Source organism: Streptomyces sp. NPDC096324 (assembly GCF_044763015.1).
GTDB lineage: Bacteria > Actinomycetota > Actinomycetes > Streptomycetales > Streptomycetaceae > Streptomyces.
This window is the reverse complement of record NZ_JBIWFK010000011.1, coordinates 29,917-49,577: the sequence shown is the minus strand read 5'-3', so window position 1 is coordinate 49,577 and position 19,661 is coordinate 29,917. Positions and strand designations below refer to the sequence as shown.

20 protein-coding genes are annotated in these 19,661 nt (G+C 71.3%); 11 read left to right on the top strand and 9 right to left on the bottom strand.

The annotated features are described in order from the left end of the window. The first annotated feature begins 17 nt into the window (after positions 1–17). Positions 18–272 (top strand): antitoxin, encoded by a 255-nt coding sequence (locus ACIQ7M_RS28770; RefSeq protein ID WP_403649832.1) that lies wholly within the window; start codon positions 18–20, stop codon positions 270–272. A 365-nt stretch (positions 273–637) separates the two neighbouring features. Here ACIQ7M_RS28770 and ACIQ7M_RS28765 read toward each other — a convergent pair whose 3' ends face one another. The 4 genes from ACIQ7M_RS28765 to ACIQ7M_RS28750 all read right to left on the bottom strand — a co-directional run bounded on the left by ACIQ7M_RS28765 (position 638) and on the right by ACIQ7M_RS28750 (position 4,583). Continuing rightward, positions 638–1,411, bottom strand: coding sequence for a class III extradiol dioxygenase subunit B-like domain-containing protein (locus ACIQ7M_RS28765; protein ID WP_403649829.1), 774 nt, complete (start codon positions 1,409–1,411; stop codon positions 638–640). 97 nt (positions 1,412–1,508) lie between these two features. Further along, positions 1,509–3,035, bottom strand: coding sequence for a tRNA (N6-isopentenyl adenosine(37)-C2)-methylthiotransferase MiaB (gene miaB / locus ACIQ7M_RS28760; RefSeq protein ID WP_355766034.1), 1,527 nt, complete (start codon positions 3,033–3,035; stop codon positions 1,509–1,511). 114 nt (positions 3,036–3,149) lie between these two features. Continuing rightward, positions 3,150–4,028, bottom strand: a complete 879-nt coding sequence (locus ACIQ7M_RS28755) for an alpha/beta hydrolase (RefSeq protein ID WP_403649825.1) — start codon at positions 4,026–4,028, stop codon at positions 3,150–3,152. A 102-nt stretch (positions 4,029–4,130) separates the two neighbouring features. Next, entirely contained in the window at positions 4,131–4,583 is a 453-nt protein-coding gene (locus ACIQ7M_RS28750; RefSeq protein ID WP_403649822.1) for a MazG nucleotide pyrophosphohydrolase domain-containing protein, read from the bottom strand. A gap of 191 nt (positions 4,584–4,774) precedes the next feature. On the opposite strand from ACIQ7M_RS28750, the gene ACIQ7M_RS28745 reads away from it, so the two are divergent. Continuing rightward, the gene (locus ACIQ7M_RS28745) at positions 4,775–5,773 is read left to right on the top strand and encodes a TAXI family TRAP transporter solute-binding subunit (RefSeq protein ID WP_386982128.1); all 999 of its coding nucleotides are present in this window, start codon (positions 4,775–4,777) and stop codon (positions 5,771–5,773) included. 36 nt (positions 5,774–5,809) lie between these two features. Here ACIQ7M_RS28745 and ACIQ7M_RS28740 read toward each other — a convergent pair whose 3' ends face one another. Further along, a complete protein-coding gene (locus ACIQ7M_RS28740; protein ID WP_403649819.1) occupies positions 5,810–7,216 on the bottom strand; it encodes a sensor histidine kinase in 1,407 nt (468 codons plus the stop codon). 9 nt (positions 7,217–7,225) lie between these two features. After that, positions 7,226–7,912, bottom strand: a complete 687-nt coding sequence (locus ACIQ7M_RS28735) for a response regulator transcription factor (RefSeq protein ID WP_382794288.1) — start codon at positions 7,910–7,912, stop codon at positions 7,226–7,228. A gap of 377 nt (positions 7,913–8,289) precedes the next feature. On the opposite strand from ACIQ7M_RS28735, the gene ACIQ7M_RS28730 reads away from it, so the two are divergent. From ACIQ7M_RS28730 to ACIQ7M_RS28695, 8 genes are all read left to right on the top strand, one after another. Then, the gene (locus tag ACIQ7M_RS28730; RefSeq protein WP_355766016.1) at positions 8,290–9,066 is read left to right on the top strand and encodes an amino acid ABC transporter ATP-binding protein; all 777 of its coding nucleotides are present in this window, start codon (positions 8,290–8,292) and stop codon (positions 9,064–9,066) included. 142 nt (positions 9,067–9,208) lie between these two features. Further along, entirely contained in the window at positions 9,209–10,051 is an 843-nt protein-coding gene (locus ACIQ7M_RS28725; RefSeq protein ID WP_403649815.1) for a glutamate ABC transporter substrate-binding protein, read from the top strand. A gap of 179 nt (positions 10,052–10,230) precedes the next feature. Next, on the top strand, positions 10,231–10,896 hold the full coding sequence (locus ACIQ7M_RS28720; RefSeq protein WP_355766045.1) for an amino acid ABC transporter permease: 666 nt from the start codon (positions 10,231–10,233) through the stop codon (positions 10,894–10,896). Beyond that, on the top strand, positions 10,893–11,795 hold the full coding sequence (locus ACIQ7M_RS28715; protein ID WP_403649812.1) for an amino acid ABC transporter permease: 903 nt from the start codon (positions 10,893–10,895) through the stop codon (positions 11,793–11,795). The genes ACIQ7M_RS28720 and ACIQ7M_RS28715 overlap by 4 nt, the downstream gene beginning before the upstream one ends. A 185-nt stretch (positions 11,796–11,980) precedes the next feature. Next, positions 11,981–13,729, top strand: coding sequence for an FAD-dependent monooxygenase (locus tag ACIQ7M_RS28710; RefSeq protein ID WP_403649809.1), 1,749 nt, complete (start codon positions 11,981–11,983; stop codon positions 13,727–13,729). A 7-nt stretch (positions 13,730–13,736) separates the two neighbouring features. Then, positions 13,737–13,922 carry a putative leader peptide gene (locus ACIQ7M_RS28705; RefSeq protein ID WP_386982110.1) on the top strand — a complete coding sequence of 62 codons (186 nt, stop codon included), beginning with the start codon at positions 13,737–13,739 and terminating at the stop codon, positions 13,920–13,922. A 76-nt stretch (positions 13,923–13,998) separates the two neighbouring features. Beyond that, the gene (locus tag ACIQ7M_RS28700; protein WP_403649805.1) at positions 13,999–14,586 is read left to right on the top strand and encodes a cysteine dioxygenase; all 588 of its coding nucleotides are present in this window, start codon (positions 13,999–14,001) and stop codon (positions 14,584–14,586) included. Next, on the top strand, positions 14,583–14,996 hold the full coding sequence (locus tag ACIQ7M_RS28695) for a rhodanese-like domain-containing protein (RefSeq protein ID WP_386982105.1): 414 nt from the start codon (positions 14,583–14,585) through the stop codon (positions 14,994–14,996). Before ACIQ7M_RS28700 ends, ACIQ7M_RS28695 begins: the two co-directional genes overlap by 4 nt. Before the next feature lie 88 nt (positions 14,997–15,084). Here ACIQ7M_RS28695 and recX read toward each other — a convergent pair whose 3' ends face one another. Together recX and recA are read right to left on the bottom strand one after the other, a co-directional pair. Continuing rightward, positions 15,085–16,059: a recombination regulator RecX gene (recX, locus tag ACIQ7M_RS28690; protein ID WP_403649802.1), complete on the bottom strand. Its 975-nt coding sequence runs from the start codon at positions 16,057–16,059 to the stop codon at positions 15,085–15,087. Between the two features lie 3 nt (positions 16,060–16,062). Then, complete coding sequence (recA, locus tag ACIQ7M_RS28685; protein ID WP_355765995.1) at positions 16,063–17,187, bottom strand: recombinase RecA; 1,125 nt, start codon at positions 17,185–17,187, stop codon at positions 16,063–16,065. 390 nt (positions 17,188–17,577) lie between these two features. Between recA and ACIQ7M_RS28680 the strand changes: the two genes are divergently transcribed. After that, positions 17,578–18,372 (top strand): hypothetical protein, encoded by a 795-nt coding sequence (locus ACIQ7M_RS28680; RefSeq protein ID WP_403649799.1) that lies wholly within the window; start codon positions 17,578–17,580, stop codon positions 18,370–18,372. Positions 18,373–18,400: 28 nt separating this feature from the next. Here the strand turns inward: ACIQ7M_RS28680 and ACIQ7M_RS28675 are convergent, their stop codons facing one another. Beyond that, a complete protein-coding gene (locus ACIQ7M_RS28675) occupies positions 18,401–19,612 on the bottom strand; it encodes an AI-2E family transporter (RefSeq protein WP_403649796.1) in 1,212 nt (403 codons plus the stop codon). Between the last annotated feature and the right edge of the window lie 49 nt (positions 19,613–19,661).

The following is a 19,661-nucleotide window of genomic DNA, read 5'->3' as shown; positions in this document are numbered from 1 at the left end:
GCCAGGGAAGGCGAACCATGGGTCTGATGGACAATCTGAAAGCCAAGCTGGAGCCCGCCAAGGACAAGGTCTCCGGGCTCGCGCAGCAGCACGGGCACAAGGTCGCCCACGGCCTCGACAAGGCCGCGAAGGTGGTCGACGACAAGACCAAGCACAAGTACAGCGGCAAGATCCACACGGGCACGGGCAAGGCCAAGGACGCCATGGACCGCCTCGCGCACAAGGACGGCGGCGGGGACGCGAGTCCGCCGACCCCGCCTGGGGCCTCCTGAACGACCCGTGCGACGGCGGACGGCCGCGAAGAGCGAAGGCTCCTCCCGGCCGTCCGCCGCGTCCGGACCCGCGCGGTCCACGAGTTCGCCCGAACCTGCGCGTTGCGAACGACGCGCAGCACGCCGGGTCCGGGGCGGGCCGGATCGGCGGCCCTGACCGACTACCGGCTCCGACGGAGTGAATCCGCCCAAGGACCCCACCACCACCGGCATGCGGGCGGGCTCCGTGGCCGCCCTGTCCGTGGCGACCCCGGGCGGCCACGGAACCCACGAGACCGACGGGCCTGCCGGTCTACGCGACTCCGGGCTCACGGGCCTACGCGACTCCAGCGCCTACGGGCCTGCGCGACCGCGGACCCATACGTCTACGACCAGGCCGCCACCATGTAGCCCACCCCGTAGGGAGCGTCGTCGTAGAGCAGGGCGCCGCCGAGTCCCGCGCCCTCGGCCGCGCCCGCGAGGACCTGCCAGGGCGCTCGCCCCGCGGCCTTCAGTTCGTGCGCCAGAGAGGTGTCCAGCGCCTTGAGGGCCGCGACGTCCGCCTCCCCGAGCGCCCGCGCGACCTCCGCGTCGAAGTCCTCCGCGCGCTCGTCGAGATAGCCGGGCGCCTTGAGGGTCCTGCACGCGCTGGCGTCACCCATGACCAGCAGGGCCACTCGCCCGGCCCGCCCGCCGATCCGCTCCCCGGCCCGGACGCACCGCTCGGCCTCCAGCGGCTCCCCGACCCCGAGCCCCTCCACCGGGGCGTCGGACCAGCCGGTGCGCTCCAGCAGCCAGGCGGCGACGGCGAGGGAGGGCGGCAGCTCACGTTCCGGGGACACGGCGTCGACGCCGTCCGGGTGCGCGGCGCCGGCACCTTCCGCGTCCGCGTGCGCGTCGCCCGCCTTCGGACGGCCGAGGCACACGTCGAGCTCGACCCCGAAGCCGCTGAACGAGCCCCGGGTGCCCTCCGGATGGGGCCCGCGACCGCTCTCGTCGGCCGGGCCGACGACCACCAGCAGGTCGGGACGCGACGCGGCGAGCACGCCCAGCGCGTCCGTGCACGCGGCGCGCGCGGCGTCGAGCTCGGGGGCCGCTCCGGCGGCGACATCGGGGACGAGCAGCGGAGGGCAGGGGCAGATTGCGGCGGCTACAAGCATGGCCCGCAGCGTATCGCCGCACACCACCGGTCGGCTTCGGCGCGGCGGACTCGCGCGTGGGCCGGCGCGGGCGCGCCGGCCTTCGGGGCGGTCGTGGTCAGTCGCAGCCGCAGCCGCTGCCGGCGGCGACCGGAAGCGGCTCCGGGGCGCCGATCCTCGGCAGGCCCAGCATGACGCCGGCCGGCTTGGCGGCCTCGGCGGCGTTGCGCTTCTCCCAGGCGTCCCCCGCGCGGGTGCGGCGCACGTCCAGGACGGCGCCCTCGGCGAGCAGGTGGTGCGGGGCGGCGTACGTGATCTCGACGGTCACCACGTCACCGGGGCGGACCTCCGCGTCGGGCTTGGTGAAGTGGACCAGCCGGTTGTCGGGGGCGCGGCCCGAGAGGCGGTGGGTGGCACCGTCCTTGCGGCCCTCGCCCTCGGCGACCATCAGCTCCAGGACCCGGCCGACCTGCTTCTTGTTCTCGTTCCAGGAGATCTCCTCCTGGAGGGCGACGAGACGCTCGTAGCGCGCCTGGACGACCTCCTTGGGGATCTGGCCCTCCATCGTGGCCGCCGGGGTGCCGGGGCGCTTGGAGTACTGGAACGTGAAGGCCGCCGAGAAGCGGGCCTCGCGGACGGCGTGGAGGGTCTGCTCGAAGTCCTCCTCCGTCTCGCCGGGGAAGCCCACGATGATGTCGGTGGTGATCGCCGCGTGCGGGATGGCGTCCCGGACCTTCTCGATGATCCCGAGGAAGCGCTCCTGGCGGTACGAGCGGCGCATCGCCTTCAGGACGGTGTCCGAGCCGGACTGCATCGGCATGTGGAGCTGCGGCATGACGTTCGGCGTCTCGGCCATGGCGGCGATCACGTCGTCGGTGAAGTCGCGCGGGTGCGGCGAGGTGAAGCGCACGCGCTCCAGGCCCTCGATCTTCCCGCAGGCGCGCAGCAGCTTGCTGAAGGCCTCGCGGTCGCCGATGTCGCTGCCGTACGCGTTGACGTTCTGGCCGAGGAGGGTGATCTCGGAGACGCCCTCGCCGACCAGTGCCTCGATCTCGGCCAGGATGTCGCCGGTCCTGCGGTCCTTCTCCTTGCCGCGCAGCGCGGGGACGATGCAGAAGGTGCAGGTGTTGTTGCAGCCGACGGAGATCGACACCCAGGCCGCGTACGCGCTCTCGCGGCGGGTCGGCAGCGTGGAGGGGAAGGCCTCCAGGGACTCGGCGATCTCGATCTGCGCCTCTTCCTGGACGCGGGCGCGCTCCAGGAGGACCGGCAGCTTGCCGATGTTGTGCGTGCCGAAGACGACGTCCACCCAGGGCGCCCGCTTCACGATGGTGTCGCGGTCCTTCTGGGCGAGGCAGCCGCCGACGGCGATCTGCATGCCGGGTCGCTTCGTCTTCATCGGGGCGAGGCGGCCGAGGTTGCCGTAGAGCTTGTTGTCGGCGTTCTCGCGTACGGCGCAGGTGTTGAAGACGACGACGTCCGCGTCCCCGTCCGCGCCCTCGGGCGCCCGCACGTAACCGGCGTCCTCCAGGAGCCCGGAGAGCCGTTCGGAGTCATGGACGTTCATCTGACACCCGTAGGTGCGCACTTCGTACGTCTTGGATTCCTGAACGTCCACTGCCTGACTCCGGTCGCCGCTGCTCATGGGACAAGGGTAGGCGGTGCCGGGAGTACGTCCGGACGGCGGAGCCGCCGCCGGCCGCCGGCCGTCACACGACGTGCGGCCTCCGGCACCCGGCGTGCGGTTCGCGGCCGCCGGTCATCCGCCCAGCGCGACGAACCGTTCGGCGACGGTCCTCGCGGCGGTGCCGAGCAGGATCGTGTAGTGGTTGGAGCCCTCGACCGGTTCGGCGGACAGGCGCCCCGGGCCGCCGGTCCAGTCCTCGACGACGGACGCCGCGAGCATGGGCGGCTCCTGGCCGAGCAGTCCGAGCGGCGCGTGCAGCAGCCGGGCCGGGACGCCCAGTCCCGTGAGGGCGGCGCCGAACGAGCCGGCCGACGTGAGCAGATCGCGTCCGTCGTGCCGCACGGCCTCCTCCCGCACCTTCGACCGCCTGGCGCCCGGGGTCCCCGTGACGTCGTAGCGCACGTACGCCTCGATGTCCGCGTTCCAGTGCGGTCCGAGCGCCGGGTGCGCGCGGAAGAAGTCGACGTACGCCTCGTCGCTCCCGTACGTGCGGCCGAGGCGGGCCAGCGCGGGTCCGAGCGTGGCGTCGAGGACGGCATCGGGGTCCGCGCCGGGCGGAACCGGCAGCGGCAGGCCGCCGTCGACGAGCAGCAGCCGGTCGAACAGGCCGGGCCTGCGCGCGGCCGCCTTCAGCGCGGTGTAGGCGCCCATCGAGTGCCCGGTCAGGGCGACCGGGCGGCCGTCGCCCAGGTCCTCGGCCAGGCGGCACAGGTCCCCGGCGTGCCGGTCGAGGCCGTACGGGCCGGGGGTGTCCGCGCTCCCGCCGCGTCCGCGCAGGTCGGGTGCGAACAGGGTCCACTCGTCGGGGAGGTGACGGGCCACGGCGCGGAAGGACATCCCGGATCCGGTGATGCCGTGGGCCGCGAGAGCGGTCCGCGGCCCCTCGCCGAACCTGAGGACACGGAGGGTTCCGCCCTCGACGGGCAGATCGAGTTCGGCCGGCTCGTTCATGCGCTCTCCTGCTTGTCGCTGGTGCCGGTGCGGTGGCTGCGGCTGTGCGGCCTTCCCGTCAGGGGCGCGGCGGTGCGGCCTCCCCCTGACGGCTCCCAGGTCCTACGCGTCCGGCGCGCTCCACCCCTGCCGTCGCAGTACCGCCGACACGTCCGGTGCCCGGTAGTGCTCGCCCTTGAGGACCTTGCCGTCGGCCCTGCGGGCGACGTGCCCGTCGGGGCCGAGCTTCGTCATGTTGGCCCGGTGGATCTCGGCGATCACCGCGTCGAGGTCGATCCCGTGGACGAGCGCGGTGCCGTACGCCACGTACACGACGTCGGCGAGCTCGTGCGCCAGCCGGTCGAGCGGGCCGTCGACCGAGACCTCGGCGACCTCGGCGGCCTCCTCCGCGAGCAGCTCGCCCCGGTGCGCGGCGAGCTTCGGTGAGACCTCGGTCGGGGCGGCTCGGACGTCGAGGCCGAAGGCGCGATGGAACTCACGGACCAGGGAGGCCGGTGAGGGCCCCGGCACGACCGGGGACTCGGGAGACCCGGGCAGCGGCGGGGTCTGAGGCACGGGAGATCCGGACAGCGGGACCGGTGCGGCCTCGGGCGCGGACGGCGGGACCTGGGACACGGGCGACGCGCACGGCGGGACCTGCGACGGCGGGGACGGCTGCATTCGGCGAGCCTACCCATCCGCCGGAGCCCGACCCCGGGACCGGCTGCCCTGGCCAGGACCGGGCCCGGGCTGGCAGGATCGCGCGCATGTTCCAGGCACTCACCCGTATCGGCCGACGGCGCGCCCTGTTCGGCTCGGCGGCCGTCTGCGCGCTCGTCGGGCTGCTGCTGTGGTGGCTGCTGCCGCTGGGCGAGGAGTCCCCGAGCGGGACGATCACCTTCAGCACCGGCACCCCGACCGGGGTCTACCAGATGTACGGCAAGCTCCTGCAGGGCGCCATCGCCAAGGACATGCCCGACCTGAACGTGCAACTGCAGGACAGCGACGGATCTCAGCAGAACATCAGCCGGGTGGCCACGGGCGAGGCGGACTTCACCATCGCGGCGGCCGACGCCGTGGAGACGTACCTCCTCCAGCACAAGCCGGGCGCGCGTCGGCTGCGCGGCTGTTCGCGGCTCTACGACGACTATGTGCACCTGGTGGTCCCGCGCTCCTCGCCCGTGCAGTCCGTCGAGGACCTGAAGGGCATGAAGGTCGCCGTGGGGCCGGGCGGATCCGGGGTCCGGCTGATCGCGAACCATGTGCTGGAGGCGGCGGGGCTCGACCCCGTCAAGGACATCGAGCCGCTCGCCGTCGGTATCGGGGACATGCCCAAGCTGCTCAAAGATCACAAGATCGACGCCTTCTTCTGGTCGGGCGGTCTGCCGACGAACGCCGTTCAGGAGCTCTCGAAGGCCGATGACATCCGGCTGGTTCCGATCGGCAACGACCTGGTCGCGAAGCTGCACGAGCAGGGCGGCGCCTCCCACTACTACCGGTCGGCCGTGATGCCCGCCGACGCCTACCCCGCGGCGCAGCGCGGTTCCGCCGTGCCGACGCTGGCCGTGGCCAACTTCCTGATCACCCGGGAGGACGCGGACGCGAACCTCACCGAGCAGCTCACCCGCACGGTGATCGGGAGCCGTGACCGCATCGGCCACGTGGTGCACGCCGCCCAGCTCGTGGACCTGCGCACGGCGATCTACACGGATCCGCTGCCGCTGCACGAGGGCGCGCGCCGGTACTACCGGTCGATCAAGCCGTAGCGGTACCCCCGCGACGGGGGCGCCCCGCGGCCTCGCTCAGGCCGTCGGCTCCGACCTGGGCACGGTCACCGTCACCCGCAACCCGTGCGGTTCGTGGTGGCCGTACGCGATGGAGCCGCCACCCGCGGCGAGCAGGGTCCGCGAGATGGAGAGGCCGAGGCCCGAGCCCTTGATGTTCTGATGGGCGGCGCTGCGCCAGAACCGGTCGCCGATCCGGGCCAGGTCCTCGTCGCCGAGGCCGGGGCCCCCGTCGGTGACCACGACCGTGGAGGACTCGCCGTTCGAGGCGACCGTCACCTCGACGGTCTCCCCCTCCGGCGTGAACTTGACCGCGTTGTCTATCACCGCGTCCAGGGCGCTGGACAAGGTGATGGGGTCGGCCCACGCCGTCGTGGGCGGGCAGTTCCCCGCCAGCCGTACGCCTCGGCTGTCGGCGACCGGCTGCCAGGACGCCACGCGCTCGGCGGTGAGCGCGCCGATGTCGGTCAGGCGCGTGTCGGCCTCGGCGTGCTCCGCCAGTGCCAGGTCGAGCAGGTCGTCGAGCACCTGGGTCAGCCGCTTGCCCTCGGTTCGGACCGACGCGATCTCCTCGTTGCCCTCCGGGAGTTCGAGGGCGAGCAGCTCGATCCGCAGGAGCAACGCCGAGAGCGGGTTGCGCAGTTGGTGCGAGGCGTCGGCGACGAAGGCGCGCTGCTGTTCCAGCACGCTCTCGACGTTGTCCGCCATCTCGTTGAACGACCGTGCCAGACGCTGGAGTTCGGGCGGTCCGCCGGCGGGCGCGACTCGCGACTTCAGACGGCCGGTCGCGATGTCGTGGGTGGTGGCGTCGAGAACGCGTACGGGCCTGAGCACCCAGCCGGTGAGGCGCAGCGCGGCGCCGAGCGCGAGGAGCATCGCGGCGATCTCGCCCGCGCCGATGATCAGCCAACCGCGCAGGGTCTTGGAACGCATCTGCCCGGTGGGCGATTCGGTGACGACGACGCCGATGACGTCGCCGTCCCTGACGACCGGGGAGGCGACGACGAGACGGCGGTGCTGCCAGGGCCAGACCTGTTGGGGATCGTGGCTGCGGCGGCTGACGAGCGCCTCGTTGTAGGCGTCGCGAGCCGCTCCGCTCTTGGGCAGGAGCCAGCTCGCCGGCGCGTTGGCCATCGGCTCGTCGTCCCGGTAGAAGACGCCGACCCGGATGCCGTACACCTCGTAGTAGCGGGTGAGTTCGGTGCGCAGGGTCTCGCCGCGCTCGTCCGGGAAGCCGGCCCGGGACCGGCTCGGGGAGTCGGTGACGTACTGGGCGAGGGCCGCGAAGCGCGCGGTGTCGTCGATGCGGTCGACGACGACGCGCTGCTGCTGTTGCGCGGCGACACTCGCCGCGAGCGGGATGCCGAGCGCGAGCAGCACGGCCGCCATCAGGACGATGAGCAGCGGCAGCAGTCGGGTACGCACCTGTGCCCGCTACGCGGCCGGGGCGACGAGCCGGTACCCGACGCCGCGTACGGTCTCGATCAGCGCCGGCATGCGCAGTTTGGAGCGCAGCGACGCCACGTGCACCTCCAGCGTGCGGCCGGTTCCTTCCCAGCTCGTGCGCCACACCTCACTGATGATCTGTTCCCGGCGGAACACCACTCCGGGGCGCTGGGCCAGCAGTGCGAGGAGGTCGAACTCCTTGCGGGTGAGCTGGACCGCCGAACCGTCCACGGTGACCTGGCGGTTGGGGAGTTCGATGCGCACGGGTCCCAGGAGCACCAGGTCCTCGCCGGGCGCCGACCCGTCGTCGTGGGCGGTGCGCCTGCTGACGGCGTGGATCCGGGCGAGCAGTTCACCGGTGTCGTACGGCTTCACCACGTAGTCGTCGGCGCCGAGGTTGAGGCCGTGGATGCGGGACCGGACGTCCGCACGCGCGGTGACCATGATCACCGGTGTGGCGGTCCGCTTGCGGATCTTGCCGCAGACCTCGTAGCCGTCCTGGTCGGGCAGTCCCAGGTCGAGCAGCACGACGCCGAAGCCGTCGCTCTCCGGGACGAGGGCCTGCAGGGCCTCCTCGCCGCTGCGGGCATGCGTGACCTCGAAGCCGTGCCGCGCCAGCACGGCGGACAGGGCGGCGGCGACGTGGTTGTCGTCCTCGACGAGGAGCAGTCTCATTCCGGCCCCCTCCGGCTCATCGGTCGTACCGTTTCATCGGTCGTACGGTCTCGGCTGTCGTCGGTCGTACGGTCTTGTCCGTACCGTCTCGGTCGTACGGTCTCGGGTCTCATCGGTCGAACGGTCCCCGTTTCAACAAAGCGGTGCACGCGCGCGTGCACCAAGGAAGTCACGCCGATGGACAAGGACGGCGTCAAGGGGCTTCGGGTTGCCCGGGGCTTCCGTTACCCAGCCGGTACGCGCGTCCGTGCGGTCGCTACGACACGTGTCCGATTGCTATCGGATCGTGATGCTCAGATTCCCCTCAGATGTAATGACGCTGGTCGTAAGGGGTCACTACTGTCCTCGGAAACCGAGGAGGACGGAGCCCCAAAGCGATGACCGATGCATCGGTGGCCAAGGACGCCATGGCCGGGACCGACGAACTGGTCGTCCTGAAGAGCGTCGACAAGCATTTTGGCGCGTTGCACGTGCTCCAGGACATCGACCTGACGATCACCCGTGGCGAGGTCGTCGTGGTCATCGGACCCTCCGGGTCCGGGAAGTCCACCCTGTGCCGCACCATCAACCGTCTGGAGACGATCGATTCGGGTGACATCTCGATCGACGGCAAGCCGCTGCCCCGGGAGGGCAAGGCGCTCGCCCGGCTCCGGGCCGATGTGGGCATGGTCTTCCAGTCCTTCAACCTCTTCGCGCACAAGACCGTGCTCGAGAACGTGATGCTGGGGCAGATCAAGGTCCGCAGGACCGGCAAGCAGGCGGCGGAGGAGAAGGCCCGCGCCCTGCTCGACCGCGTCGGCGTGGGCACCCAGGCCGACAAGTACCCGGCGCAGTTGTCGGGTGGCCAGCAGCAACGCGTCGCCATCGCAAGGGCGTTGGCGATGGACCCCAAGGTCATGCTCTTCGACGAGCCGACCTCGGCGCTGGACCCCGAGATGATCAACGAGGTGCTGGAGGTCATGCAGCAGCTCGCCCGGGACGGCATGACCATGATCGTCGTCACCCATGAGATGGGCTTCGCCCGTTCGGCCGCCAACCGAGTCGTCTTCATGGCCGACGGCCGCATCGTCGAAGAGGCCGTGCCGGACCAGTTCTTCAGCAATCCGCGCAGCGACCGCGCCAAGGACTTCCTCTCGAAGATCCTGCACCACTGATGTCCTCGCGCGGCGGGATCACGTCCCCGCACCGGCGGGCCCCGCTCCCGTACAGCGTGGGCGGCTCCCCGTACAGCGGGACCCCGCGCGTCGACCGACCGTCGACGGACCGCACTTCACCCTTACCCGAAGGATGTTCACCATGAAGCTCCGCAAGGCAGCCGCCGCCTCGGCCGCCGTACTCGCACTCGCCGTGACCGCCACCGCGTGCGGTTCGAGCGACAAGGACGACAGCGGGTCCTCGCCCTCGGGCGGTGGCAAGATCAAGGTCGGTATCAAGTACGACCAGCCCGGTCTCGGGCTGAAGCAGCCGGACGGTTCCTTCGCCGGTTTCGACGTGGACGTCGCGACCTACGTGGCGGGGCAGCTCGGGTACAAGCCCGGCCAGATCGAGTTCGTCGAGACCAAGAGCGCCGACCGCGAGAACGCGCTCGCCCGCGGTGACGTGAAGTTCATCGCGGCCACCTACTCGATCACCGACGAGCGCAAGCAGAAGGTCGACTTCGCGGGCCCGTACCTGCTGGCCCACCAGGACCTGCTCGTCAAGACGGACTCGAACATCGCCAAGGGCACGGACCTCAACGGCAAGAAGCTGTGCTCCGTGACCGGTTCGACCTCGGCGCAGAACATCCACGACACCATCGCACCGAAGGCCAACCTGAAGGAGTACGGCGGCTACTCGGAGTGCATCGCCGCCCTCCAGAGCGGCGCCGTCGACGCGGTGACCACCGACGACTCGATCCTCGCGGGCTTCGCGGCGCAGGACAAGTACAAGGGTCAGTTCAAGCTCGCCGGCCTCAAGCTGAGCAACGAGAACTACGGCGTCGGCGTCAAGAAGGGCGACGCCGAGCTGGAGAAGAAGATCAACGCCGCGTTGACGAAGATGGTCAGCGACGGCTCCTGGAAGAAGGCGGTCGAGAAGAACTTCGGCCCCGCGAACTACAAGTACGAGCAGGCCCCGAAGATCGGCGTCATCGTCAAGTAACGCGGGCACAGCCCAGCAGCAGGGGGATCACCGGGTAACTCGGGGCCCTCGGGCAACGCGGGAAACCGCGGTTCACACGGGGTTGCGCGGGTGTGCCGCCGCCCGCCGCGATCACGGCGGCGGCATGCCACGCCCACCCCGTCCGCCACGTACGCCACCACCCGGAAGCGCGGGAGATCGTGTTCGACTTTCTTCAAGGTTATGACGTCCTGGGGGCGTTCTGGACGACGGTGCAACTCACCGTCTACTCCGCCGTCGGCTCCCTGGTCCTGGGCACACTGCTGGCCGCGATGCGGGTCAGCCCGGTCCCGCTCATGCGCGGGTTCGGCACCACCTACGTGAACATCGTCCGGAACATCCCGCTGACGGTCATCATCGTGTTCAGTTCGCTCGGTCTCGCGGACATCTTCGGTGTGACGATGGGCGCCGACGACTTCAAGGTCCAGGGCTTCCGGCTCGCGGTGCTCAGTCTCGTCGGCTATCACGCGGCCTTCGTCTGCGAGGCGCTGCGCTCCGGCATCAACACCGTGCCGGTCGGCCAGGCCGAGGCGGCCCGCGCGATCGGGCTCGGCTTCGGGCAGACCCTCAGGCTGATCGTGCTGCCGCAGGCGTTCCGTTCCGCCGTCGTCCCGCTGGCGAACGTGCTGATCGCGCTGACCAAGAACACGACCGTGGCCGCCGCCATCGGCGTGGCCGAGGCCGCCAGCCTGATGAAGACGATGATCGAGAACGAGGCCCAGACGGTCCTCATCGCCGCGGTCTTCGCCTTCGGGTTCGTGGTCCTGACCCTCCCCACCGGCCTCTTCCTCGGCTGGCTGGGCAAGCGACTGGCGGTGAAGCGATGACCTCCGTTCTCTACGACGCCCCCGGCCCCCGGGCCAAGGGCCGCAATGTGATCCTCTCGGTCCTCTTCGTCGTCCTGCTCGGGCTGCTGCTGTGGTGGGTATGGCTGGCCATGGACGACAAGGGCCAGCTCAAGTGGGACCTCTGGGAGCCGTTCACCACGGCGGACGCCTGGAACACGTATCTGCTGCCGGGCCTCTGGGGCACGTTGAAGGCCGCCGCGCTGAGCATGGTGATCGCCCTCCCGCTGGGCGCCGTCCTCGGTATCGCGCGCCTCTCCGACCACCGCTGGGTGAGCGTCCCGGTGGGCGCCGTGGTCGAGTTCTTCCGGTCGATCCCGGTCCTGCTGCTGATGCTGTTCGCCAACGAGCTCTACGCCCGGTCCGCGAACATCGCGAGCGAGGACCGTCCGTTCTACGCGGTCGTCACCGGCCTGGTGCTCTACAACGCCTCGGTCCTCGCCGAGGTCGTCCGGGCCGGCATCCTCGCGCTCCCCAAGGGGCAGACGGAGGCCGCGTACGCGATCGGTCTGCGCAAGGGCCAGACCATGACCAACATCCTGTTGCCGCAGTCGGTCACCGTGATGTTGCCGGTGATCGTCAGCCAGCTCGTCGTCATCGTGAAGGACACCGCACTGGGCGGTGTGATGATCGGCTATCAGGAGCTCCTCACCGCGCGCAGCACCCTCGCGGCCAACTACGCGAACGTCGTCCAGAGCTTCATCGTGGTCGCCGTCATCTTCATCGTCGTGAACTTCTCGATCACCAGCTTCGCCTCCTGGCTGGAGGGGCGGCTGCGCCGCCGCAAGAAGTCGACCGGCGCGGTGCTCTCGCCGAACGACGCGACCATCGCCGGGACCGCGGCGACGGGCGCGGGCGGAGGCGCGAGCGGGAGCCTTTGACGAATCGTCCGAACATCAGTCGATCAGTGTGACCGAAGGGGTCAGTGACGGGACCGCCACTGACCCCGTCACTTGACGCAAGCAGCGGCAATGGGTTGCATACGTTCTGTGATCGTGCACCCTGCTCCACCTGCCTGTTCCCGTACGTCCCTCAGGACACAGCTCCGTGCAGGGGGCACCGCGCCGTGGACCCGGTGATCATCGTCGGAGCCGGGCCCGTGGGCCTCACCCTCGCCCTTGCGCTGGCCCGCCAGGAGGTCCCCTCCGTGGTCCTCGACGAGGGTCCCGGCAAGGACGAACAGCGGCTCGCGCGGACCGTGGTGCTGCGCGAGGACACGGTCGCGCTCGTCGAACGGCTGACGGGTCTGCCCCTCGACGACGCCGGCTTCCGTTGGGCCGGATGGCGGTCGATGCGGCGCAGGCAGGTGATGCGCGAGATCGTGTTCGACGGGGAGGGTTCCACGGGCGCGAACAGCGCCACCGATCCTCTCGGCGGCGAGGCCGTGCGGGGCGACGGTCCTCGGGGGATCGTCGCCGCACGCGGCACCGGCGCTTCCCGGGGCGCGGAAAACCCGGTGGACGGAGCGGAGTTCAGCGCTCCGCTGCACATCGCCCAGCACGCGCTGACCGGCGCGCTGCGCGAGGCCATCATCCACGAGCGGCTCATCAAGGTCGCCGCGCACAGCCGCCTCGACTCCGTCGAACAGGACGCCTCCGGCATCACGGCCCACACGCGGGGCCCCGACGGCACCTGGTGGCGCGGCAGCTATCTGATCGGCTGCGACGGACCGCGCTCGACGGTGCGCAAGCTCCAGGACATCCGATTCCCCGGGCGCACCGCCGTCGAACGGCACGCCGTGGCGGCCCTGCGCACCGAACTCCCCTGGCCCGGCGAAGCGTTGCTGCACCGGATGACACCCTGGCGCGCGTCCGGACCCTCGGCCGGAGAGGTGAGCGCCCGTCCGCTCGCCGAGGACGTCTGGCGGCTGGACTGGCTGCTGCCCCCGGGCAAGGACCTCGTCACGCCCGACCTGCTGGTGGCACGCATCCGCGAGACCCTCGCGGGCTGGAGCGGCGGCGCCACACCCGCGTACGAACTGCTCGACACCGGGGTCCACGCCGTCCACCACCGGCTGGCCCGCCGCTGGCGCGTCGGCCGGGTCTTCCTCGCCGGGGACGCGGCCCACCTGCTCGGCGCCCTCGGCACCCAGGGGCTGGACGAAGGGCTGCGGGACGCCGACAACCTCGCCTGGAAGCTGGCGCTCGGCTGGCACCACGGTCCGCACACCGCGCTCCTGGACAGCTACCAGACGGAGCGGCGAGCGGTGGTCGCCGCTCGGCTGCGCGCCGCGGACCAGGCGCTGCCCCTGCTGCGGAGCGGCGGCGGCCTGCGCTCCTACGTCCCCGGGACCGCTCGGGGACACGACGCGTTGCTCACGGACGGCCACCTGGGCCACGGTCCGCTCGGCGCGCCGGGGGCGTACACCGCCTCCCCGCTCATGCCCCCGCCCGCCGAGTCGCACGCCGTCGTCGGCACCGAGCCCGGCGCGCCGGTCGTCGACGTACGGGTGACCGCGGAGGACGGCTCGTTCGTACCCCTGCGCGAGCGGCTCGGTCGCGGGGTGCTGCTCGTCGTGCTGATCGCTCCGGGTACGGGGGTGTGGGAGCGCAAGCACTGGGTGACGGCCGGCGTCATGCCGCGGCTCGCCGCCGCCGTGACCGCCCTGCCTCACCCCGCCGAACTGCTCGTCGCGGAGAGCTACCCGGGTGCCGCGGCGCACACCGTGCTGCTGGTCCGCCCCGACGGACACCTCGTCGCCGCGTTCGGCGGGGTCCGGCCGGCCGACCTGTACGAGGCGGCCGAGGCGGCCCTCGGCGGACCGGCACGGGTGGACGCGGAGAGCGCCGCGGGGGCGACCGCGGGCAGGCGCTGAACGCTCCGTGACCGTCCGGCCCGGGTTTCCCCGATCCTCGGGCCTTCATGGTCCATATAGTGACGGTGAGTTGACCGGTCTGCGCCACCATGGTCTACTCCGGATCGTGACCGACACCTGTGTGCGCCTGTGGCGGAGGGTCCATATGGACCTCGTCCGCTATGCGGGCTGCGTGTGTCGCCCGTCCTTCTGACTTCGCATCCTTCAGCTCCCGCGCGCCGCCGCCGTGCCTCCGCGCGCTCCTCTCGCGAATTCTCAGGACGGTCCGAGTGTCTGTGCCACCCCCTGTCTCCACGCCTGTCCCCGTCTCCCCCTCGGCCCCCGCCGCGGCCTCGGTGCCCTCCGCCGTCTCCGGCGAGCCCAAGCCCCCCACCCAGGCCGACCTCCTGGACTTCGTACGCCGTACCGCGGCCGATGCCGAGCTGATCGCCTCGCTCCCCCTCGACCCCGAGGGCCGTACCTGGGTGCGGCTCGAAGGCCCGGGCGGCAGTGAGGCCTGGCTGATCGGCTGGCCGCCCGGGACCGGGACCGGCTGGCACGACCACGCCGAATCGGTGGGCGCCTTCCTCGCCGCGGCCGGCGAGCTCAAGGAGAACTCCCTCGCCGCCCGGCTGCCCGCCGACGGCTGGAAGACCCTGGAACTCACCGAGGAGATCGACCGGCAGCGGAAGCTGCCCGCGGGCACCGGCCGCGCCTTCGGCCGGCATCACGTGCACGAGGTGCTCAACGAGTCCACCGAGGAGCACGCGATCTCGGTGCACGCCTACTACCCACCGCTCCCGCGGATCCGCCGCTACAGCCGTACGGGCCAGATCCTGCGCCTGGAGCACGTCGAGCGTCCGGAGGACTGGCAGTGAGCGGCAACGGGCAGCCCATCGGCATCGACGCCCTGCTGGAGCAGGTCCGCGCGGGCCTGGACCGGGTGGAGGCGGAGGAAGCCTTCGAGGCCGTACGGCGCGGCGAGGCGCTTCTGGTCGACACCCGGTACGCCGCCCTGCGCGAACGGGACGGCCTCATCCCCGGCGCTCTCGTCGTCGAGCGCAACGAACTGGAGTGGCGGCTCGACCCCACGGGCAGTCACCGCGCCCCGGAGGCGACGAGTCATGACCTGCGGGTCGTGCTGTTCTGCAACGAGGGGTACGCCTCCAGCCTGGCCGCCGAGTCCCTGCGCCGGCTGGGACTCCACAGGGCCACCGATCTGATCGGCGGCTTCCAGGCCTGGAAGAGCGCGGGCCTCCCGGTGACGGCCACCGGCCCGGAGAGCTGACCGCGCTCCGCCTCGCGGAGACCGGTCACCCGGACAAACTGCCCTCGTACGGGAGCCCGCGAGGGCACGGTGACGGACGCCCGTGGGATCAGAATCCCTCGTCGAGCCCTTCCGTGTCCTCGCCCTCTTCCTCCAGCGCCTGACGGACCACGCGCAGGGCCATTCCCTGGGAGTAGCCCTTGCGGGCGAGCATGCCGGCGAGGCGTCTCAGCCGCTTGTCCCGGTCCAGTCCGCGGGTGGAGCGCAGTTTGCGCGCGACCAGCTCACGCGCCGTCGCCTCCTCCTGCTCGGAGTCGAGCTGTCCGACGGCCTCGTCGATCAGCGTCGATTCCACGCCCTTGGTCCGCAGTTCCTGGACGAGCGCGCGCCGGGCCAGTCCCCGGCCGTGGTGCCGGGACTCCACCCAGGCGTCCGCGAAGGCGCTGTCGTTGATCAGCCCGACCTCCTCGAACCGTGACAGCACCTCGTCCGCCACCTCGTCCGGGATCTCGCGCTTGCGCAACGCGTCCGCCAGCTGCTTCCGCGTGCGCGGGGTCCCGGTGAGCAGGCGCAGGCAGATCGCTCGCGCCCGCTCAGCCGGGTCCCCCGGGGACTCCCCCTTCTCGGCCCTCGACGAGGAGGGGGTGTCTCCGTCCCGCGGGTCGCCGGACGGGTCGCCGAAACCGCCGCCCCGTCGACGACCTCTTCCACCACGCGATCCCCCCGCGGCACGTCCACCGCGTCGGGAGACCGCGTCCGGCGAACCGTGACCGCGCGGCAGGCCGTCACCGTGCCGTGCGTCACCGCCCGTCGAACCACCGTGGTCCGGATCCCCGTCGTCCGGACCGACGCCGTGGAAACCCTCGGCTCCGTAGAACCCGCCGTCGGTGCCGTGGAGCCCACCGTCGGCTTCGTGGAACCCGCCGTCGGTGCCGTACGGCTGGCCGCCGTACCCCCCGGCACCGCCGTACGACCCGTCACCGTCTCCGGCCTGGCCGCCGTCACCCCCGTCGTACCCCTGCCCCGGCCGCCTCTCGGAGGGCTGGGGACGGGCGTACTCGGCCCAGTCGGTTCGTCGTGTCATGGACTAGCTCTTGGCCGCCGCGGCCCTGGACTTGGTGGCCTTGGCAGCCGGAGCGGGCACCGTCTTCGCGGCGTCGTCCGGGGCCGCCGAGACCGCCGCGTCCGCGCCCGGCTCCGCGGCGGGCTGCTCGGGCTTCACACCGACGCCCAGCTTCTCCTTGATCTTCTTCTCGATCTCGTTGGCGAGGTCGGGGTTGTCCTTCAGGAAGTTGCGGGCGTTCTCCTTGCCCTGGCCGAGCTGGTCGCCCTCGTACGTGTACCAGGCGCCGGCCTTGCGGACGAAGCCGTTCTCCACGCCCATGTCGATCAGGCCGCCCTCGCGGCTGATGCCCTGCCCGTAGAGGATGTCGAACTCGGCCTGCTTGAACGGCGGCGCGACCTTGTTCTTGACGACCTTGACGCGGGTGCGGTTGCCGACCGCGTCGGTGCCGTCCTTCAGCGTCTCGATGCGCCGGATGTCGAGGCGCACCGAGGCGTAGAACTTCAGCGCCCGGCCACCCGTCGTCGTCTCCGGAGAGCCGAACATGACGCCGATCTTCTCGCGGAGCTGGTTGATGAAGATCGCCGTGGTCTTCGACTGGTTGAGCGCGCTGGTGATCTTGCGCAGGGCCTGGCTCATCAGTCGGGCCTGGAGACCCACGTGCGAGTCGCCCATCTCGCCCTCGATCTCGGCCCGCGGCACCAGGGCGGCGACGGAGTCGATGACGATGAGGTCGAGCGCGCCGGAGCGGACCAGCATGTCCACGATCTCCAGGGCCTGCTCGCCGTTGTCCGGCTGCGAGAGGATCAGGTTGTCGATGTCGACGCCGAGCTTCTTCGCGTACTCGGGGTCGAGGGCGTGCTCGGCGTCGATGAACGCCACCTGGCCGCCGGCCTTCTGCGCGTTCGCCACCGCGTGCAGGGTGAGGGTCGTCTTTCCGGAGGACTCCGGGCCGTACACCTCCACCACGCGGCCGCGCGGCAGGCCGCCGACGCCGAGGGCGACGTCGAGCGCGGTCGACCCGGTGGGGATGACCTCGATGGGCTCATTCGGCCGCTCGCCCAGGCGCATCACGGCGCCCTTGCCGAACTGCCGTTCAATCTGCGCGAGCGCGGCGTCGAGCGCCTTCTCGCGGTCGGTTCCTGCCATGGGTTCCACCCGGTTTGCTTGAGTCGATCGCTTCACGTCAAAGACGCTAACGCCTGCCACTGACAATGCGCCCCGACGCCCGTCCGGCCTGTGGATAACTCGGGCACATCCCTGTCGAAACCCTGCCGAATCACCCATCGCGAGCTACGCCGGAACCTCCATGAGAATGGATGTTCGATTTACGTGTCAAGCGCACCACGCGGCACTTCCGAGAGTACGGTCGTCCTCCGACAACGACCGGGGATCCCACGCCCTCGGGCCCCTGTACCCGCCGGGCACCTCCCCGGGAGCCCGGTACCCGCCCCGGGCTCGGGCTACTCCCCGGGGCGCAGGGCCGCTGCCTCCGGGCGTACGACGACACCGACGGGCCCGACCGGCAGGCTGTGGGCCATGCCGACGACCACCCGTCCCCTGCCGCCCCGCCCCCTGCCGTCGCCGAAGCCCTCGCTCCGGCCGTGGGCCGAGCGGCTGTGCCGGGCCACGGGCGCCCTGCTCGTCCTCTCGGGCCTCCTGCATCTGCTGGTCTTCGCCGTCGACGGCGGCCCGTGGGACGGTCCCGTCTCCTGGCGCAAGCCCGTCACCTTCGGGCTCTCCTTCGGGCTGACCCTGATCGCGGTCACCTGGGTCACCTCGTACGTGCGGATGGAGGCGAGGGCGCGCACCGCGCTGCTCGTCGTGTTCGCCGCGGACTGTGTGCTGGAGGTAGGCGGGATCACCCTTCAGGCGTGGCGCCGGGTTCCCTCGCATCTCGACATGGAGACCGGCTTCGACACCGCGGTGTCCATGATGCTCGCGGTGGGCGGCGGGATTCTGGTCGTGGTGCTCACCGCGTTCGCGGTCGCCTCGTTCCGCCACCGGCCCTCGGGGCCCGCGGGCATGCCGCTCGCCGTGCGCTCGGGGTTCGCGATTCTGCTCGTCGCGCTGGCCTCGGGCGCCGCGATGATCGCGCGCGGGGTCGTTCTCACCAGGACCGGCCACCAGGAGGCCGCGTACCACTCGACGGCTCCGCTCAAGCCGCTGCACGGCGTGAGCCTGCACGCCGTCCTGGTGCTGCCCGCGCTGGCCTGGCTGCTCTCCCGCACCGGCTGGAGCGAGGAGACCCGGCAGCGGATGGTGTGGGCGGCGGTCGGCCTCTACACGGCGGCCGTCGTCCTCACCGGTGTCCAGGCCGTCCTCACCTGGTGAACGTCGCCGACCGGGCCTCCGGCGCACGTCACCGGCCGAGCTGCCCCCGCACCCGCGCGAGGAGGCCCGCCGAGCCGCGGGTGCGGTGCCCGTGCACCCGCGGGTCGTCCGTCACGTCGTAGCGCTTCACGTACGCGCCCAGGAACGCCTGCAGGGTGGCGACGGCGGGGATGGCGATCAGCGCGCCGACGGCTCCGAGGAGCGCGGTGCCCGCGATGACGGACCCGAAGGCGACCGCGGGGTGGATGTCCACCGTCCTGGAGGTCAGCTTGGGCTGGAGCACGTAGTTCTCGAACTGCTGGTAGACCACGACGAAGACGAGCACCCACAGCGCGTACCAGGGGTCGATCGTGAACGCGATCAGCATCGGCAGGGCGCCCGCGAGATAGGTGCCGATGGTCGGGATGAACTGCGAGACGAGACCGACCCACACACCGAGCACGGGCGCGTAGGGAACGCCCAGCGCCTCCAGCAGGATGTAGTGGGCGATGCCCGAGATCAGCGCCATCAGGCCGCGCGAGTACAGATAGCCGCCGGTCTTGTCGACGGCTATCTCCCAGGCGCGCAGCACCTCGGTCTGCCGGGCCGGCGGCAGCACCGAGCACAGCGCGCGCCGCAGCCGGGGTCCGTCGGCGGCGAAGTAGAACGAGAACAGCGCGACCGTCAGGAGCTGGAAGAGACCGCCGAGGACCTGGCCGGACACGTCCAGGACGCCGGTGGCGCTGTTCTGCACGTACTTGCGCAGCCAGTCGGAGTGGAGCAGGCCCTCCTGGATGTCGACCCGCCTGAGGTCGGTGTGGAAGTGCGTGTTGATCCAGTTGATGACCGAGTCGAGGTAGTCGGGGAAGCCCTCGATCATCTTGATGATCTGGCCCGCGAGCATCGAGCCGAGCAGGGTGATGAACCCGGCGATCAGGATCAACGATCCCAGGAAGACAAAGAATGTGGCCAGCCCTCGGCGCATGCCCCGGGAGGCCATCCAGCTCACCGCGGGTTCTATCGCGAGCGCGAGGAAGAACGAGATCAGGATGTTGATCAGCAGGCCGGTGAGCTGGTGGAACGCCCAACTGCCGAGCTGGAACACGGCGACGAGCGCGAGGGCGAGCACCATGGCGCGGGGCAGCCAGCGCGGCATGCGCACGCCCGCTCCGGCCGCGCCGGCATCGGGCGGACCGGGTGGCGTCGTGCCGAGCGGTGATGACTGCTGATCGACCTGCGTGTTCTCGTCTGTCGGGGCCACCCGCCAAGTCTGGCCCACGCCACCGACACCCGATCCACGTCCCCCCGGA